Source organism: Staphylococcus sp. FSL W8-0774, assembly GCF_038006785.1.
Taxonomy (GTDB): domain Bacteria; phylum Bacillota; class Bacilli; order Staphylococcales; family Staphylococcaceae; genus Staphylococcus; species Staphylococcus pasteuri.
In genome coordinates this window covers 938713-955865 of record NZ_JBBOVW010000001.1, presented here as the reverse complement: position 1 = coordinate 955865, position 17153 = coordinate 938713, and the positions used below count along the sequence as shown (strand labels likewise).

Annotated in this window: 8 protein-coding genes, 30 tRNA genes and 3 rRNA genes; 2 read left to right on the top strand and 39 right to left on the bottom strand. The window is 38.3% G+C overall.

What is annotated here, in order from left to right; all coding sequences use genetic code 11:
* Positions 1–30: 30 nt before the first annotated feature.
* The 37 genes from NSQ15_RS04730 to bcp all read right to left on the bottom strand — a co-directional run bounded on the left by NSQ15_RS04730 (position 31) and on the right by bcp (position 11625).
* Positions 31–1095: a PTS transporter subunit IIC gene (locus tag NSQ15_RS04730; RefSeq protein ID WP_340746970.1), complete on the bottom strand. Its 1065-nt coding sequence runs from the start codon at positions 1093–1095 to the stop codon at positions 31–33.
* 223 nt (positions 1096–1318) lie between these two features.
* Positions 1319–1401: transfer RNA gene (locus NSQ15_RS04725), tRNA-Leu, on the bottom strand.
* Between the two features lie 36 nt (positions 1402–1437).
* Positions 1438–1512 (bottom strand) — tRNA-Gly (locus NSQ15_RS04720).
* A 13-nt stretch (positions 1513–1525) separates the two neighbouring features.
* A tRNA-Gly gene (locus NSQ15_RS04715) sits at positions 1526–1600 on the bottom strand.
* A gap of 13 nt (positions 1601–1613) precedes the next feature.
* A tRNA-Gly gene (locus tag NSQ15_RS04710) sits at positions 1614–1688 on the bottom strand.
* A 13-nt stretch (positions 1689–1701) separates the two neighbouring features.
* Positions 1702–1776 (bottom strand) — tRNA-Gly (locus NSQ15_RS04705).
* A gap of 12 nt (positions 1777–1788) precedes the next feature.
* Positions 1789–1862, bottom strand: a tRNA-Cys gene (locus NSQ15_RS04700).
* Positions 1863–1867: 5 nt separating this feature from the next.
* Positions 1868–1939, bottom strand: a tRNA-Gln gene (locus NSQ15_RS04695).
* A gap of 11 nt (positions 1940–1950) precedes the next feature.
* A tRNA-His gene (locus tag NSQ15_RS04690) sits at positions 1951–2023 on the bottom strand.
* Between the two features lie 2 nt (positions 2024–2025).
* A tRNA-Trp gene (locus NSQ15_RS04685) sits at positions 2026–2099 on the bottom strand.
* 9 nt (positions 2100–2108) lie between these two features.
* Positions 2109–2192, bottom strand: a tRNA-Tyr gene (locus tag NSQ15_RS04680).
* 6 nt (positions 2193–2198) lie between these two features.
* Positions 2199–2274, bottom strand: a tRNA-Thr gene (locus tag NSQ15_RS04675).
* Positions 2275–2282: 8 nt separating this feature from the next.
* A tRNA-Phe gene (locus tag NSQ15_RS04670) sits at positions 2283–2355 on the bottom strand.
* Positions 2356–2365: 10 nt separating this feature from the next.
* Positions 2366–2441, bottom strand: a tRNA-Asp gene (locus tag NSQ15_RS04665).
* 15 nt (positions 2442–2456) lie between these two features.
* Positions 2457–2530 (bottom strand) — tRNA-Met (locus NSQ15_RS04660).
* Positions 2531–2550: 20 nt separating this feature from the next.
* A tRNA-Ser gene (locus tag NSQ15_RS04655) sits at positions 2551–2640 on the bottom strand.
* A 32-nt stretch (positions 2641–2672) separates the two neighbouring features.
* Positions 2673–2748, bottom strand: a tRNA-Asp gene (locus NSQ15_RS04650).
* A gap of 10 nt (positions 2749–2758) precedes the next feature.
* A tRNA-Ser gene (locus NSQ15_RS04645) sits at positions 2759–2848 on the bottom strand.
* A 9-nt stretch (positions 2849–2857) separates the two neighbouring features.
* Positions 2858–2931, bottom strand: a tRNA-Ile gene (locus NSQ15_RS04640).
* Between the two features lie 28 nt (positions 2932–2959).
* A tRNA-Met gene (locus NSQ15_RS04635) sits at positions 2960–3033 on the bottom strand.
* Positions 3034–3057: 24 nt separating this feature from the next.
* Positions 3058–3133 (bottom strand) — tRNA-Ala (locus tag NSQ15_RS04630).
* Between the two features lie 26 nt (positions 3134–3159).
* Positions 3160–3233 (bottom strand) — tRNA-Pro (locus NSQ15_RS04625).
* A gap of 9 nt (positions 3234–3242) precedes the next feature.
* Positions 3243–3316, bottom strand: a tRNA-Arg gene (locus NSQ15_RS04620).
* A gap of 15 nt (positions 3317–3331) precedes the next feature.
* Positions 3332–3420: transfer RNA gene (locus tag NSQ15_RS04615), tRNA-Leu, on the bottom strand.
* A 9-nt stretch (positions 3421–3429) separates the two neighbouring features.
* Positions 3430–3504 (bottom strand) — tRNA-Gly (locus tag NSQ15_RS04610).
* A 3-nt stretch (positions 3505–3507) separates the two neighbouring features.
* Positions 3508–3589, bottom strand: a tRNA-Leu gene (locus NSQ15_RS04605).
* 8 nt (positions 3590–3597) lie between these two features.
* Positions 3598–3673, bottom strand: a tRNA-Lys gene (locus NSQ15_RS04600).
* 6 nt (positions 3674–3679) lie between these two features.
* Positions 3680–3755: transfer RNA gene (locus tag NSQ15_RS04595), tRNA-Thr, on the bottom strand.
* 8 nt (positions 3756–3763) lie between these two features.
* A tRNA-Val gene (locus tag NSQ15_RS04590) sits at positions 3764–3839 on the bottom strand.
* Between the two features lie 9 nt (positions 3840–3848).
* Positions 3849–3963 (bottom strand): 5S ribosomal RNA (gene rrf / locus NSQ15_RS04585).
* 69 nt (positions 3964–4032) lie between these two features.
* Positions 4033–6954, bottom strand: a 23S ribosomal RNA gene (locus NSQ15_RS04580).
* A gap of 165 nt (positions 6955–7119) precedes the next feature.
* Positions 7120–7195: transfer RNA gene (locus tag NSQ15_RS04575), tRNA-Ala, on the bottom strand.
* Between the two features lie 19 nt (positions 7196–7214).
* Positions 7215–7291: transfer RNA gene (locus NSQ15_RS04570), tRNA-Ile, on the bottom strand.
* A 94-nt stretch (positions 7292–7385) separates the two neighbouring features.
* Positions 7386–8938, bottom strand: a 16S ribosomal RNA gene (locus NSQ15_RS04565).
* Together the 16S, 23S and 5S rRNA genes with 30 tRNA genes alongside form the textbook arrangement of a ribosomal RNA operon.
* A gap of 731 nt (positions 8939–9669) precedes the next feature.
* Complete coding sequence (perR, locus tag NSQ15_RS04560; protein WP_017636959.1) at positions 9670–10119, bottom strand: peroxide-responsive transcriptional repressor PerR; 450 nt, start codon at positions 10117–10119, stop codon at positions 9670–9672.
* Positions 10120–10212: 93 nt separating this feature from the next.
* On the bottom strand, positions 10213–11163 hold the full coding sequence (locus NSQ15_RS04555; RefSeq protein WP_029055996.1) for a phosphoglycerate dehydrogenase: 951 nt from the start codon (positions 11161–11163) through the stop codon (positions 10213–10215).
* 6 nt (positions 11164–11169) lie between these two features.
* Positions 11170–11625: a thioredoxin-dependent thiol peroxidase gene (gene bcp / locus NSQ15_RS04550; protein ID WP_070452179.1), complete on the bottom strand. Its 456-nt coding sequence runs from the start codon at positions 11623–11625 to the stop codon at positions 11170–11172.
* 79 nt (positions 11626–11704) lie between these two features.
* Here bcp and NSQ15_RS04545 point away from each other — a divergent pair, with 79 nt between their 5' ends.
* Both NSQ15_RS04545 and NSQ15_RS04540 read left to right on the top strand, forming a co-directional pair.
* Entirely contained in the window at positions 11705–12994 is a 1290-nt protein-coding gene (locus NSQ15_RS04545; RefSeq protein ID WP_070452176.1) for a glutamate-1-semialdehyde 2,1-aminomutase, read from the top strand.
* A gap of 265 nt (positions 12995–13259) precedes the next feature.
* On the top strand, positions 13260–14354 hold the full coding sequence (locus tag NSQ15_RS04540) for an FUSC family protein (protein ID WP_029055999.1): 1095 nt from the start codon (positions 13260–13262) through the stop codon (positions 14352–14354).
* A gap of 108 nt (positions 14355–14462) precedes the next feature.
* On the opposite strand, the gene NSQ15_RS04535 is transcribed toward NSQ15_RS04540, so the two are convergent.
* Positions 14463–16199, bottom strand: coding sequence for an ABC transporter ATP-binding protein (locus NSQ15_RS04535; RefSeq protein ID WP_070452173.1), 1737 nt, complete (start codon positions 16197–16199; stop codon positions 14463–14465).
* Between the two features lie 300 nt (positions 16200–16499).
* Complete coding sequence (gene ntdP / locus NSQ15_RS04530) at positions 16500–17042, bottom strand: nucleoside tri-diphosphate phosphatase (protein ID WP_002452360.1); 543 nt, start codon at positions 17040–17042, stop codon at positions 16500–16502.
* Positions 17043–17153: the final 111 nt, after the last annotated feature.

Below are 17153 nucleotides of genomic sequence, written 5' to 3'. Positions count from 1 at the left end.
CATAGCCATTAGGCTACACTTTAAGCAAATTTATTCTTTTGGAATTTCAAATTTATATATTTCATCATTGTAAGAGTGTATAAATTTTTTGCATAATTCATGGACTACAAATCCACTTATGAAAGGAACTATAAAGTATCCAACAAATAATAATATAATATTAGTCATTTGGTCACCAGACATACGATTTAATGCATTAATAGGTCCAACTAAGCCTGTATATCCAAATCCAGCTGAAAGTGGCGTCCCTTTAATTCCAATCAAATACGCAGTTATACCAGTCACTATTCCGTTAATTATCAATGGTACTGCAATAATTAAGTGTTTTAAATAAACAGGAATCATCATTTTTGCTGCTCCAATTAATAATACTAAATTAACCCCAATAGAATTTATTCTTAATGAACCAAAAAAAAATGTTACGCATGCAGCTACAATTCCCATATTAGCAGCACCACTTCCCAAACCAGTTAAACTAATAGCAGTGGCAATTGCTACTAATGAAATAGGTGTTACCATCAATAAAGAGAAAGTTACGCTTATTAAAATTGACATAGTTAAAGGATTCAAATCAGTAAATGAATTAATAACTTTACCAATAGTATGAGTGATAATTTGAACATAAGGTAATGTAATGAGTCCTATTGTTCCACTGACTACCGGAATTAAAACAGGTAAAATAATCATTTCGAAAGATCCCAATTTACCTTGAAGAATTAAATATAAAAAACATGCTATAATCACGACTAAAATAATATTAATAATATCTCCAATACCTTTTAACATGATAGTCTGACCATCAAAAACAATTGCCCCTGACCCTAACATAGCAGAAGCTCCTATTATCGCTGCTCCTGATCCATTAAATTTAAATTGATGCGCAGCAAGTACACCAACAATAAAAGCCATGAATGATTGTACTACAGTAACAAGTCTAAAAATACTTTCAAGCAGCTCGTTACCATCTTTAAAAAATTTCAACAATTCACCAAGTAAAGCATTTGGCAATAATGCAATGACTACTCCTGCCCCTACTGCATTTAAAATATTACTAAAAAAACTTTTACTACCCATTTTCGAGCTAGTATTACTCATTATAGACCTCCAATTAATAATGTTAGAATTATCATATTATAAAACTCTTTTTACTACAATCACACTTTTTAACAAAGATAAGACAATATTTTTAAACGTTTTAAATTCTTCAAATCATTAGTATTTATTCCTCTATTCTTTAAAATATCTAAAAGTATAAAAAAAGAGTGAAAACATTGGTTGAACAACATTTTCACTCACAATACATAAGGTATTTATATAATACCGGCGGTCGGGATCGAACCGACACTCCAAAAAGGAACGGGATTTTGAGTCCCGCGCGTCTGCCAATTCCGCCACGCCGGCTCAATATAAAGAAAAAACTTCCCACTTGGAAGTAATTGGAGCGGAAGATAGGACTTACACCTATACCTCATTCCGGGAAGGAATGTGTTCTAAGAGTTGAACTACTCCCGCTTAATATAAAATTTGGAGCGGAAGATAGGACTTGCACCTATACCTCATTCCGGGAAGGAATGTGTTCTGAGAGTTGAACTACTCCCGCTTAATATAAAATTTGGAGCGGAAGATAGGACTTACACCTATACCTCGTTCCGGGAAGGAACGTGTTCTGAGAGTTGAACTACTCCCGCTTAATATAAAATTTGGAGCGGAAGATAGGATTTGCACCTATACCTCGTTCCGGGAAGGAACGTGTTCTAAGAGTTGAACTACTCCCGCTTAATATAAACCTGGAGGCGGCAACCGGATTTGAACCGGTGATAAAGGTTTTGCAGACCTCTGCCTTACCACTTGGCTATGCCGCCAATAACTGGGCTAGCTGGATTCGAACCAGCGCGTGACGGAGTCAAAGTCCGTTGCCTTACCGCTTGGCTATAGCCCATTAATAATAAGGGCGGTTGAAGGGAATCGAACCCTCGAATGTCGGAACCACAATCCGATGCGTTAACCACTTCGCCACAACCGCCATGGCAGGGGCAGTAGGAATCGAACCCACACCAAAGGTTTTGGAGACCTCTATTCTACCGTTGAACTATGCCCCTATTTAAATATGGTGGAGGGGGGCAGATTCGAACTGCCGAACCCGAAGGAGCGGATTTACAGTCCGCCGCGTTTAGCCACTTCGCTACCCCTCCAAGAGATGGTGCCGGCCAGAGGACTTGAACCCCCAACCTACTGATTACAAGTCAGTTGCTCTACCAGTTGAGCTAGGCCGGCTTGTTAAATGGTTCAGGACAGAGTCGAACTGCCGACACATGGAGCTTCAATCCATTGCTCTACCAACTGAGCTACTGAACCATAATAATAATGGCGGTCTCGACGGGAATCGAACCCGCGATCTCCTGCGTGACAGGCAGGCGTGTTAACCGCTACACTACGAGACCTATTAAAACTATGTATTGCGGGAGGCGGATTTGAACCACCGACCTTCGGGTTATGAGCCCGACGAGCTACCGAACTGCTCCATCCCGCGTTAATAATAAATAATAAAAACGGAGGAAGAGGGATTCGAACCCCCGCGGCCCGTTAAGGCCCTGTCGGTTTTCAAGACCGATCCCTTCAGCCGGACTTGGGTATTCCTCCATGATTATAGGTAAAATGCTATTAAAATAAAATGGCGGTCTCGACGGGAATCGAACCCGCGATCTCCTGCGTGACAGGCAGGCGTGTTAACCGCTACACTACGAGACCAAATATAAAACGGAGGAAGAGGGATTCGAACCCCCGCGGCCCGTTAAGGCCCTGTCGGTTTTCAAGACCGATCCCTTCAGCCGAACTTGGGTATTCCTCCAAAATTATATGGACCTTGCAGGACTCGAACCTGCGACCGAACGGTTATGAGCCGTTAGCTCTAACCAACTGAGCTAAAGGTCCTAAATATAATCTTACAACTAATAAGTAGTGGCGGTGGAGGGGATCGAACCCCCGACCTCACGGGTATGAACCGTACGCTCTAGCCAGCTGAGCTACACCGCCGTTATCTAGTTTGTAAATTTAATATGGTGGAGACTAGCGGGATCGAACCGCTGACCTCCTGCGTGCAAAGCAGGCGCTCTCCCATCTGAGCTAAGCCCCCATAATTAAACTAATTAATTGTTACTATCGGGAAGACAGGATTCGAACCTACGACCCCTTGGTCCCAAACCAAGTGCTCTACCAAGCTGAGCTACTTCCCGTAGAATAAGCGCGCCCGATAGGAGTCGAACCCATAACCTCTTGATCCGTAGTCAAACGCTCTATCCAATTGAGCTACGGGCGCATATTAACAATATTATGGTGCCGAGGACCGGAATCGAACCGGTACGGTGATCTCTCACCGCAGGATTTTAAGTCCTGTGCGTCTGCCAGTTCCGCCACCCCGGCACTATAAAATGGAGCAGAAGACGGGATTCGAACCCGCGACCCCAACCTTGGCAAGGTTGTATTCTACCGCTGAACTACTTCTGCATATGCGGGTGAAGGGAGTCGAACCCCCACGCCGTAAGGCGCTAGATCCTAAGTCTAGTGCGTCTGCCAATTCCGCCACACCCGCTATTAAAATGGTGAGCCATAGAGGATTCGAACCTCTGACCCTCTGATTAAAAGTCAGATGCTCTACCAACTGAGCTAATGGCTCTAAAACTGGTGCCGGCCAGAGGACTTGAACCCCCAACCTACTGATTACAAGTCAGTTGCTCTACCAATTGAGCTAGGCCGGCTACTAAAATGGTGGAGAATGACGGGTTCGAACCGCCGACCCTCTGCTTGTAAGGCAGATGCTCTCCCAGCTGAGCTAATTCTCCAATATATTTGCCTGGCAACGTCCTACTCTAGCGGAACGTTAGTCCGACTACCATCGGCGCTAAGGAGCTTAACTTCTGTGTTCGGCATGGGAACAGGTGTGACCTCCTTGCCATTGTCACCAGACAAATGGAATGTATTATACATTCAAAACTAGATAGTAAGTAAAATGATTTTGCGTCGCAAAACATAAAATTGATTAAGTCTTCGATCGATTAGTATTCGTCAGCTCCACGTGTCACCACGCTTCCACCTCGAACCTATTAACCTCATCATCTTTGAGGGATCTTATAACCGAAGTTGGGAAATCTCATCTTGAGGGGGGCTTCATGCTTAGATGCTTTCAGCACTTATCCCGTCCATACATAGCTACCCAGCTATGCCGTTGGCACGACAACTGGTACACCAGAGGTATGTCCATCCCGGTCCTCTCGTACTAAGGACAGCTCCTCTCAAATTTCCTACGCCCACGACGGATAGGGACCGAACTGTCTCACGACGTTCTGAACCCAGCTCGCGTACCGCTTTAATGGGCGAACAGCCCAACCCTTGGGACCGACTACAGCCCCAGGATGCGATGAGCCGACATCGAGGTGCCAAACCTCCCCGTCGATGTGAACTCTTGGGGGAGATAAGCCTGTTATCCCCGGGGTAGCTTTTATCCGTTGAGCGATGGCCCTTCCATGCGGAACCACCGGATCACTAAGTCCGTCTTTCGACCCTGCTCGACTTGTAAGTCTCGCAGTCAAGCTCCCTTATGCCTTTACACTCTATGAATGATTTCCAACCATTCTGAGGGAACCTTTGAGCGCCTCCGTTACCTTTTAGGAGGCGACCGCCCCAGTCAAACTGCCCACCTGACACTGTCTCCCACCACGATAAGTGGTGCGGGTTAGAAAGCCAACACAGCTAGGGTAGTATCCCACCAATGCCTCCACGTAAGCTAGCGCTCACGTTTCAAAGGCTCCTACCTATCCTGTACAAGCTGTGCCGAATTTCAATATCAGGCTACAGTAAAGCTCCACGGGGTCTTTCCGTCCTGTCGCGGGTAACCTGCATCTTCACAGGTACTATGATTTCACCGAGTCTCTCGTTGAGACAGTGCCCAAATCGTTACGCCTTTCGTGCGGGTCGGAACTTACCCGACAAGGAATTTCGCTACCTTAGGACCGTTATAGTTACGGCCGCCGTTTACTGGGGCTTCGATTCGTAGCTTCGCAGAAGCTAACTACTCCTCTTAACCTTCCAGCACCGGGCAGGCGTCAGCCCCTATACATCACCTTACGGTTTAGCAGAGACCTGTGTTTTTGATAAACAGTCGCTTGGGCCTATTCACTGCGGCTCTTCTGGGCGTTAACCCTAAAGAGCACCCCTTCTCCCGAAGTTACGGGGTCATTTTGCCGAGTTCCTTAACGAGAGTTCGCTCGCTCACCTTAGAATTCTCATCTTGACTACCTGTGTCGGTTTGCGGTACGGGCACCTGTTATCTATCTAGAGGCTTTTCTTGGCAGTGTGAAATCAACGACTCGAGGAAACAATTTCCTCTCCCCATCACAGCTTGACCTTATGAGCGCCGGATTTGCCTAACACTCAGTCTTACTGCTTGGACGTGCAATCCAATAGCACGCTTCGCCTATCCTACTGCGTCCCCCCATCGATTAAAACGATACTAGGTGGTACAGGAATATCAACCTGTTATCCATCGCCTACGCCTGTCGGCCTCAGCTTAGGACCCGACTAACCCAGAGCGGACGAGCCTTCCTCTGGAAACCTTAGTCAATCGGTGGACGGGATTCTCACCCGTCTTTCGCTACTCACACCGGCATTCTCACTTCTAAGCGCTCCACATGTCCTTGCGATCATGCTTCAACGCCCTTAGAACGCTCTCCTACCATTGTCCTACGGACAATCCACAGCTTCGGTAATATGTTTAGCCCCGGTACATTTTCGGCGCAGTGTCACTCGACTAGTGAGCTATTACGCACTCTTTAAATGATGGCTGCTTCTAAGCCAACATCCTAGTTGTCTGGGCAACGCCACATCCTTTTCCACTTAACATATATTTTGGGACCTTAGCTGGTGGTCTGGGCTGTTTCCCTTTCGAACACGGACCTTATCACCCATGTTCTGACTCCCAAGTTAAATTGATTGGCATTCGGAGTTTGTCTGAATTCGGTAACCCGAGAAGGGCCCCTCGTCCAAACAGTGCTCTACCTCCAATAATCATCACTTGAGGCTAGCCCTAAAGCTATTTCGGAGAGAACCAGCTATCTCCAGGTTCGATTGGAATTTCTCCGCTACCCTCAGTTCATCCGCTCACTTTTCAACGTAAGTCGGTTCGGTCCTCCATTCAGTGTTACCTGAACTTCAACCTGACCAAGGGTAGATCACCTGGTTTCGGGTCTACGACCAAATACTCAACGCCCTATTCAGACTCGCTTTCGCTACGGCTCCACATTCACTGCTTAACCTTGCATCAAATCGTAACTCGCCGGTTCATTCTACAAAAGGCACGCCATCACCCATTAACGGGCTCTGACTACTTGTAAGCACACGGTTTCAAGTTCTCTTTCACTCCCCTTCCGGGGTACTTTTCACCTTTCCCTCACGGTACTGGTTCACTATCGGTCACTAGAGAGTATTTAGCCTTAGGAGATGGTCCTCCCAGATTCCGACGGAATTTCACGTGCTCCGTCGTACTCAGGATCCACTCAAGAGAGTATATATTTTCGACTACAGGATTATTACCTTCTTTGATTCAACTTTCCAGATGATTCGTCTAATATATACTTTTGTAACTCCGTATAGAGTGTCCTACAACCCCAACAAGCAAGCTTGTTGGTTTGGGCTCTTCCCGTTTCGCTCGCCGCTACTCAGGGAATCGATTTTTCTTTCTCTTCCTCCGGGTACTAAGATGTTTCAGTTCTCCGGGTCTGCCTTCTGATATGCTATGTATTCACATATCGATAACATGACATAACTCATGTTGGGTTTCCCCATTCGGAAATCTCTGGATCAACGCTTACTTACAGCTCCCCAAAGCATATCGTCGTTAGTAACGTCCTTCTTCGGCTTCTAGTGCCAAGGCATCCACCGTGCGCCCTTAATAACTTAATCTATGTTTCCATCCTACAGGAAACGCGTTATTAATCTTGTGAGTGTTCTTTCGAACACTAGCGATTATTTCTTATGAATTCAAGCTTTAAAACTCTAATTCACTCGGTTTTGCTTGGTAAAATCTATATTTTACTTACTTATCTAGTTTTCAATGTACAATTTATATGGTGGAGACTAGCGGGATCGAACCGCTGACCTCCTGCGTGCAAAGCAGGCGCTCTCCCATCTGAGCTAAGCCCCCAAATAAAATATTGAATTAATGGTGGGCCTAAGTGGACTCGAACCACCGACCTCACGCTTATCAGGCGTGCGCTCTAACCAGCTGAGCTATAGGCCCATTAATTATTTGTAAAACAAACAATCAAAACTGAATACAATATGTCAATGTTATTCCTTCATCTTCTACGAAGATGTTCCGAATATATCCTTAGAAAGGAGGTGATCCAGCCGCACCTTCCGATACGGCTACCTTGTTACGACTTCACCCCAATCATTTGTCCCACCTTCGACGGCTAGCTCCATAAATGGTTACTCCACCGGCTTCGGGTGTTACAAACTCTCGTGGTGTGACGGGCGGTGTGTACAAGACCCGGGAACGTATTCACCGTAGCATGCTGATCTACGATTACTAGCGATTCCAGCTTCATGTAGTCGAGTTGCAGACTACAATCCGAACTGAGAACAACTTTATGGGATTTGCTTGACCTCGCGGTTTAGCTGCCCTTTGTATTGTCCATTGTAGCACGTGTGTAGCCCAAATCATAAGGGGCATGATGATTTGACGTCATCCCCACCTTCCTCCGGTTTGTCACCGGCAGTCAACTTAGAGTGCCCAACTTAATGATGGCAACTAAGCTTAAGGGTTGCGCTCGTTGCGGGACTTAACCCAACATCTCACGACACGAGCTGACGACAACCATGCACCACCTGTCACTTTGTCCCCCGAAGGGGAAAACTCTATCTCTAGAGCGGTCAAAGGATGTCAAGATTTGGTAAGGTTCTTCGCGTTGCTTCGAATTAAACCACATGCTCCACCGCTTGTGCGGGTCCCCGTCAATTCCTTTGAGTTTCAACCTTGCGGTCGTACTCCCCAGGCGGAGTGCTTAATGCGTTAGCTGCAGCACTAAGGGGCGGAAACCCCCTAACACTTAGCACTCATCGTTTACGGCGTGGACTACCAGGGTATCTAATCCTGTTTGATCCCCACGCTTTCGCACATCAGCGTCAGTTACAGACCAGAAAGTCGCCTTCGCCACTGGTGTTCCTCCATATCTCTGCGCATTTCACCGCTACACATGGAATTCCACTTTCCTCTTCTGCACTCAAGTTTTCCAGTTTCCAATGACCCTCCACGGTTGAGCCGTGGGCTTTCACATCAGACTTAAAAAACCGCCTACGCGCGCTTTACGCCCAATAATTCCGGATAACGCTTGCCACCTACGTATTACCGCGGCTGCTGGCACGTAGTTAGCCGTGGCTTTCTGATCAGGTACCGTCAAGACGTGCACAGTTACTTACACGTTTGTTCTTCCCTGATAACAGAGTTTTACGATCCGAAGACCTTCATCACTCACGCGGCGTTGCTCCGTCAGGCTTTCGCCCATTGCGGAAGATTCCCTACTGCTGCCTCCCGTAGGAGTCTGGACCGTGTCTCAGTTCCAGTGTGGCCGATCACCCTCTCAGGTCGGCTACGTATCGTTGCCTTGGTAAGCCGTTACCTTACCAACTAGCTAATACGGCGCGGATCCATCTATAAGTGACAGCAAGGCCGTCTTTCACTATTGAACCATGCGGTTCAAAATCTTATCCGGTATTAGCTCCGGTTTCCCGAAGTTATCCCAGTCTTATAGGTAGGTTATCCACGTGTTACTCACCCGTCCGCCGCTAACGTCAAAGGAGCAAGCTCCTTATCTGTTCGCTCGACTTGCATGTATTAGGCACGCCGCCAGCGTTCATCCTGAGCCAGGATCAAACTCTCCATAAAAAATTATGATGTTTGATTAGCTCATAAAAACTAAATTAATTGTTGTAACTTTCGTTACATTATTGGAATTAACGTTGACATATTGTCATTCAGTTTTCAATGTTCGTTTTTTTCACTTACAATATCTTATTATATCGCGTCCGTTTTGTTAAGTCAAGAATAAATTTAATTTCTTTTTTTAAAATTAAATTGTTGTTTAATAACTCAACAAGAACTATAATATAATGTTTAAGTTGAAAGTTCAATAGTCAAAATTACACTTTGTTAATATTTCATTTAAAAAGTTAATAAAACCTTTCAAATAACTTAACATCATTTTGACGACTTTTATATAGTATCAATTAATTTGTTTATCGTCAACGAATTTCATACACTATTTTGGTTTAAATTTACCACTATAGTTACTATTAATTGTTTGAGTGCACAATAATCTCATATATTCTCTATTTTAATATACAGTATATTAATCTAACTAATCTTTTGTAATTCTCCCTACATTCTAGTTTGTTTATTTAACATTAACGATTTCTCTTTTATTTTAATCTGTCTTTCCTAATAAGCGTCTAAAATATAAATCTAATTGTCACATCATAATTTCGCAATTAATCAGTGCTCATGTTATACAGATTGTTGAAGTAAATAAAAACCATGTCTATTCTTATTTAGAATAAACATGGTTTTATTTAAAACTATTATTTGTGTAAGAATATAATGTATAAGTAAACAACTTATTATTCTTTTTCCTTACAATCTTTACAGATCCCATAAATTTCCATACGATGATGTGTTACGTCGAACTCTGTTACGTGCTGTGCTAGTTGTTCTACCTCATCTAATTGAGGATAATGAAAATCAACAATCTTTCCACACTTTTCACAAATAATGTGGTAGTGATTATGAGTATTGAAATCAAAGCGACTTGATGAATCACCATATGTGAGTTCTTTAACTAAGCCAATGTCTTTAAATACTCTTAAATTGTTGTAGATAGTCGCAACACTTATATTAGGAAAATCTGGTGAAAGTGCTTGATATATTTCGTCGGCACTTGGATGTGTTTTTGAAGAAATCATAAATTTAATAATTGCTTGTCTTTGAGGAGTAATACGGATTCCCGCTTTTCTCAATGATGTAATTGATTCTTCAAGCTCATGTTCTATAGATTCTAATTCCGCACTCATTTTTTCACCATCTTTCTAGTTAATAATTATTATTACTTAATATTAATATAACTGTTGCGAATTAAAATTGTCAATATAACTGCAGTATTTTAATTAATATCCCTTATTTAAATCAACTATATTCTCAATTAAATCTTTGTTATTGAGAAAATGTTTCAAGTTATTCACAAATATATCCGTTACTTCTTTATTTATATTATTATCATTACCAGTAATGTGTGCTGTTATTGTTACATTATCTAATTCATATAATGGATTGTTTTCATCTAATGGTTCATTTTCAAATACATCTAAATAAGCATGTCTAATTAAGTTTTCTTTCAATACTTTTAGAATTGTAGTTTCTTTAACTATAGTACCTCGTCCAACATTAATAAAAAGTGCATCGTTACTCATTTGTTTAAAGTGATCATATTGTAATAAATGAATTGTTTCATTTGTTTCAGGTAAAGCATTGATAATAATATCAACTTCTCCAATAACTTCATTCAATTTTTCTATTTTATATACTTCATCGAACCACTCTTTATCTTTTCCGGAGTTACTCAAACCAATTACCTGCATATCAAATGCTTTGGCTAACTTTGCAGCACGACTTGCAATCGCACCAGTACCTAAAAATAATACTTTGTCCCCACTTAATCGTCTTCCTACCATTTTAGAATCATACACTTTATTTTGTTGGTTAATAAATGATGTTCTCATTTTTTTATAATCATCTAATATGAACGCTAAGATAAATTCAGAAAGTTGTTTTGCTTGTACTCCCCTACTATTAGTTAGTTTAATATTATGATTTTTCAAATAATCTAATGGTAATGAATTAACACCTGTCGCATACCATGCGATCCATTTAAGATTTGGGCAATCTTTTAAAAAAGATTCATCTAATTCACCATCATAACCTATTAATATATCTAAAGATTGTCTGTCTTCAAATGGTATATTTTTAGCTTTTTTAATAAACTTAAAATCTACTTGTGGGAATTTCTCTACTAACTCATCTTCTAATTCGCCTAATCTAAACAGACTTACAACCTTCATAGATTATCACTCCAATATATTTTTTAACTCATCAATCTGTGTTTTAACCTTAACTTTCTCGATAATATCTTTTATAATTCCTTTTTCATCTATAACAAATGTTGTACGAACTATTCCCATACTTTCTTTACCAAATGATTTTTTCAGTTGATAAACCCCAGTCTCTTTAGAAAGTAAGAAATCTTCATCTACTAATAAATCAAAGTTTAACTGATGTTTTTCTATGAAATTTTGATGTTTTTTCTTAGAATCTCCACTAACACCATAAATATTCACGTTTAAATCATTAAAAAGTTCGATATTATCTCTAAAATCACACGCTTCTGTTGTACAAGTAGGTGTATTATCTCTTGGATAAAAGTAAAGTATTGTCGTTTGTCCTTTAATTGTTTCGTTCGATACTAATTCTCCATTCTGATTTTCTAGAGAAAACTCTGGGAACTTATCACCTTTTTTTAACATTTAATCACCTATTTCTTCATTATGTTAATTTTATGATACGATAATAGTCGACAATATTAAATTAAAAGAGGTTGATAAAATGAAATTTACTGAAAGCGAAAGACTTCAGGAATTATCTAATGAATATATATTAGGTGGCGTTAATTCACCTTCTCGTTCTTATAAAGCAGTTGGCGGTGGAGCTCCTGTAGTAATGAAAGAAGGTAAAGGCGCTTATTTATATGATGTAGATGGTAATAAGTTTATTGATTATTTACAAGCTTATGGACCAATTATTACTGGTCATGCTCATCCACATATAACTAAAGCTATCCAAGATCAAGCTGCTAAAGGTGTGCTATATGGTACACCAACTGAATTAGAAATCGATTTTAGTAAAAAGTTACGTGAAGCTATTCCTTCATTAGAAAAGATCAGATTTGTTAATTCTGGTACAGAAGCTGTTATGACAACGATTAGAGTTGCTCGTGCTTATACAAAACGTAATAAAATCATTAAATTCGCTGGTTCTTATCATGGCCATTCTGATCTAGTATTAGTTGCTGCTGGTAGTGGTCCTTCACAATTAGGTTCCCCCGATTCAGCTGGTGTTCCTGAAAGCGTTGCTAGAGAAGTAATCACAGTACCATTTAATGATATTGAATCTTATAAAGAAGCTATTGATCATTGGGGAGATGAAATTGCAGCCGTTTTAGTTGAACCTATTGTTGGTAACTTCGGTATGGTTATGCCGGAACCAGGATTTTTAGAAGAAGTGAACCGTATTACACATGATAACGGCAGTTTAGTAATTTATGATGAAGTCATTACAGCATTTAGATTCCATTATGGTGCAGCACAAGACTTACTTGGTGTGATTCCAGATTTAACTGCATTTGGTAAAATCATTGGTGGCGGACTACCAATTGGTGGATACGGTGGAAGACAAGATATTATGGAACATGTTGCTCCACTTGGACCTGCATACCAAGCTGGTACAATGGCAGGTAACCCACTCTCAATGAAAGCTGGTATTGCATTACTTGAAGTATTAGAACAAGATGGTGTTTATGAAAGATTAGATCAATTAGGTAAACGTTTAGAAGATGGGCTACTAAAATTAATAGACAAACATAATATTACTGCAACTATCAATCGAATTTATGGTTCATTAACGTTATACTTTACTGATGAAAAAATTACTCACTATGAACAAGTCGAAAACTCAGATGGCGAAGCATTTGCTAAATTCTTTAAATTAATGCTTAACCAAGGTATTAATTTAGCACCTTCAAAATTTGAAGCATGGTTCTTAACTACGGAACATACAGAAGAAGATATTGATAAAACACTAGAAGCAGCTGACTATGCATTTAGTCAAATGAAATAAGTGCTATATCATTAACCATATTTGCTCCCTCATTGTAATCATTTTAAATGGACTTTGAAGGAGCTTTTATCATTTTATAAAAATATCTTTAGTTAAACTGATTGTGTGTTCATTTAAAATAATTTGACTAGCGATTTGTTATATAATGTTATATTTCAAAAGCTACACTATTGTATTCACTTGAAATTTATGATTAGTCAGTGTATAACAATAATGAATACGAATTTAAAATTTTATTCAATAAAAATAAAAGGAGCGCTTCTTTTTGAGACTAGGAGCTCGGATTTTTAAAACAGGTATAGCAATCATACTAGCTATGTCTATCGCTTCTTTACTTCCTAATAATATTGGTCTAAAAGCATTAGCCGGTGTCAGTGCAGTTGTCGCAATGCAACCTAGTGTTTATAAGTCTATTAAAACTGTTTCTGATCAAGCTATCGGTAATATTATTGGCGCATTATTAGCTGTTACCATGGTTACAATCTTTAGTAATAATTTTATAATTATGGGTGTTACAGTTATCGTATTAATCGCAATTTTATTCCGATTTAATCTTGCACATGTTGCTACATTAGCAAGTGTCACAGCATTAATCATTATGGGCCAAGTCTCTGGTTCATTTTATGTCGCTGCATTTTACAGATTTGTTTTAGTTATGATTGGAGTACTAAGTTCTTCAGTAGTAAATTTATTATTCTTACCTCCAAAATTCGAAACTAAAATTTATTATAATTCTGTAAATATTACCTCCGATATCTTCGTTTGGTTTAAATTGGTATTAAATGACACTTCTGAATTTAATAATATTAAACAAGATGGCGATCAACTGAATTCTAGAATCGATAAACTCGAAAAGATTTACGACTTCTATCATGAAGAAAGACCTTTATTAAAAAAGAATATATTTGAACAATATAGAAAGAAAATTCTATTTAAAGAAGTAGTAAGAACAACTAGATTAGCTTATGAAGTATTAAACAAAATGTCACGTTACCCAAATGATTTACATCAACTAAATAATCAATTGTTATTACAAATTAAATTGGAATTAGACTCATTAATTGCTTTCCACGAGCAAATTTTAAAAAGTTTATCTAAAAAGGCTAAATTTAAAGTCACACAATTGCAATATGAAGTTGATAACCCACTTAAAAAAGAACTTATGACTGCTTTTCAAAATGAATTAATTCAAAATCCATATCAAACTAATTATTCTTATGCTAATATTATGCAAATTATCGCAGCAATAGAAGAATATAGATATCATTTGGAACATTTAGATAGACTTCGTATTAGTTTCTTTACTTACCATCGCAATGATACTGATATTGATATTGCTGATGAAGATTTTGACTTATAGCTTTTAAACTTATTTAATTATCAATCTAAGCTATTTATAAATTAATTAGAACTATATAGCAAAAGAGCTTAAGGCAATTCAACATTTGCCTTAAGCTCTTTTTTATTATTATAAATTTTGTATGCTATATAAATGCTCATAAGCACCTTTTTTATCAATTAATTGTTGGTGTGTACCCATTTCAACAATTTCACCATTTTCTATAACTACAATTTTGTCTGCATGAGTAATTGTTGAAAGTCTATGTGCTACGATTAACGTCGTACGATCTTTACTTAAAACATCTAGTGCTTCTTGAATAATTGCTTCACTTTCTAAATCTAATGCACTAGTAGCTTCATCTAAGATTAAAATTGGTGGATCATTTAAGAATATACGTGCAATAGATAGTCTTTGTTTTTGACCACCTGATAATTTCACGCCACGTTCACCAACTTCTGTGTCGTATCCATCTTGAAGATTCATTATAAATTCATGAGCATTAGCCATTTTAGCTGCTTCAATAACTTCTTCGTCTGAAGCATCAGGTCGGCCTAGTAGAATGTTCTCCTTAACCGTATCGGAAAATAAGATATTATCTTGTTGAACTAAACCAATTTGATTTCTTAGGCTACCTGTTAAGAAATCTTTAACATTGTGGTTATCAACAAGAATTTCTCCTTCTGTAACATCATAAAACCGAGGTATTAAATTAATAAGTGTTGACTTACCTCCACCACTCATTCCTACGAAGGCAACGGTCTCACCTTTATGAATAGTCAAATTAATATCTTTTAAAATGTCTTGTTCATTTTCATTATATTTGAACCCAACATGTTTTAATTCAATTTGACCATTTTTAATTTCGATTGGTTGAGCGCCAATACCATTTTTTATGTCATAATCTTCATCTATTAATTGGAAGACACGATCCATTGACGCAAAGCTTTGAGTTAATGTTGTAAAAGAAGATACTAATCGTCTTAAAGGACCGAATAATTGTTCTAAATAACCAACGAATGCAGCTAATGTCCCTACTGTAATAGAACCACTTATTGCTAAGTAAGCACCGACACCAATGACAATAATTGGGCCTATATCTGTCACAGTATTAATTGCAGCAAAAGAATATGCATTCCATCTCGTATGTTGAAATGCTTTTTGTAAAAAGTTTTTATTACGGTGATCGAAATTACCCGCTTCATTATCTTCAATTGCAAAGCTTTTAATAACAGACATTCCTTGTACACGTTCATGTAAAAATCCTTGAACTTCTGCTAAAGCTTGAGATCTTACTCTTGTTAATTTTCTTAAACGTCCAAAGAAGAAATAAACCGTTAAGATATAGAATGGGAAAATAAATAATGCAGCAAAAGTCAGTTTAACATCAAGGAAGAACATAATTGTTAATGCTATTATTATTGTTATGCAATCAAGCCAAATATTCATTAATCCTGTTAAAATAAAATCTTTTGTTTGTTCCACATCATTAATCACTCGTGAAATAACTTGCCCTACTTGGTTATTAGCATAGAAACGTGCACTCAATGCTTGTAAGTGATTATAAAGTTGCTTTCTTATATCATATAATATTTTATTACTTGTCCATTGAGCTAGATATTGTCTTATAAATTCAATTGGCGGTCTAACAATTAAAAAGATAAATAGGGCAATACCTATAACTATGGCTAGGTGTGAGTATTTTTCGCTATCACTAAGTGAATGATTATTGATAACACCATCTATTGCATATTTAATAAGCAATGGAATTAACATTGGTATACCAAATTTAATAATACCAACTATAATAGTAGCAATAATACGATATTTATATGGTTTAACAAACTTTAAATATCGTTTAATCATTATTTTAATCCCCCCATATAATATTTTTTAAATTGATCTTTTTAAAATTGAACAGAGGTTGGATATGATGAATCGCCTTGGAATATCATTTCAATTAATCATTAGTATACATAAGCTAATAATTAATTAAATTATTCCGCAACAATTGACTAACATATCTCAACCTCTGATTGATACGATTAACAAATATAATTTTAGTTAATAGAGATTGTTTTATCTAAACTATCAATGTTTATTTAATTAAATCAATGCAACATTGAATAATATAAACCATCTCATATCGTTTTACATCTAATTTGCTTAATAATCCCTAATTTTTTTATATCGCTCTTTCCAAACTTTGATAAAATCAGGAGCGAAAGGCCCTTTTTTCTGTTCTATCCACTGTTGTAAAATATCTACACTTCTTCTTAAAATAACATCTATATCGTGAGGATAATTCATTTGATTCATATGTTGCTCATACTCATCTTCATCTAATAAATGGTATTTCCCATTAGGATAAACTTTAATATCCAAATCATAGTCGATGTATTTTAAGGCTTCTTCATCACAAACAAATGGTGAAGATAAATTACAATAATAATAAACACCATCTTCACGAAACATACAAATCACATTAAACCAATATTCAGAATGAAAATAGACAATAGCTGGTTCTCTTGTAATCCAAGTGCGACCATCACTTTCTGTTACTAACGTGTGATCATTCCCACCAATAATCACATGATCTGTACCTTTTAAAATGGTTGTTTCAGACCAAACGCGATGAATATTTCCATCATGTTTATAACTTTGAATTTTGATGTCTTGTCCTTCTTTAGGTATGGATTCTTTTACCATACTCCACACCACCTTTATACTTTTTAACCATTTAGATTATATCATATTTTCAAACTACTTCTGTACTTTCACGTCATTAAATTTAAGTAATAGTTAGATTTTATTGGATTA

Excerpts from the sequence above, each read along its gene's own strand:
- NSQ15_RS04555 (WP_029055996.1), bottom strand. The coding sequence starts at position 11,163 with ATGAAGGTTGTAAGTCTGTTTAGATTAGGCGAATTAGAAGATGAGTTA.
- NSQ15_RS04545 (WP_070452176.1), top strand. The coding sequence starts at position 11,705 with ATGAAATTTACTGAAAGCGAAAGACTTCAGGAATTATCTAATGAATAT.
- bcp (WP_070452179.1), bottom strand. The coding sequence starts at position 11,625 with ATGTTAAAAAAAGGTGATAAGTTCCCAGAGTTTTCTCTAGAAAATCAG.
- perR (WP_017636959.1), bottom strand. The coding sequence starts at position 10,119 with ATGAGTGCGGAATTAGAATCTATAGAACATGAGCTTGAAGAATCAATT.
- ntdP (WP_002452360.1), bottom strand. The coding sequence starts at position 17,042 with ATGGTAAAAGAATCCATACCTAAAGAAGGACAAGACATCAAAATTCAA.
- NSQ15_RS04535 (WP_070452173.1), bottom strand. The coding sequence starts at position 16,199 with ATGATTAAACGATATTTAAAGTTTGTTAAACCATATAAATATCGTATT.
- NSQ15_RS04730 (WP_340746970.1), bottom strand. The coding sequence starts at position 1,095 with ATGAGTAATACTAGCTCGAAAATGGGTAGTAAAAGTTTTTTTAGTAAT.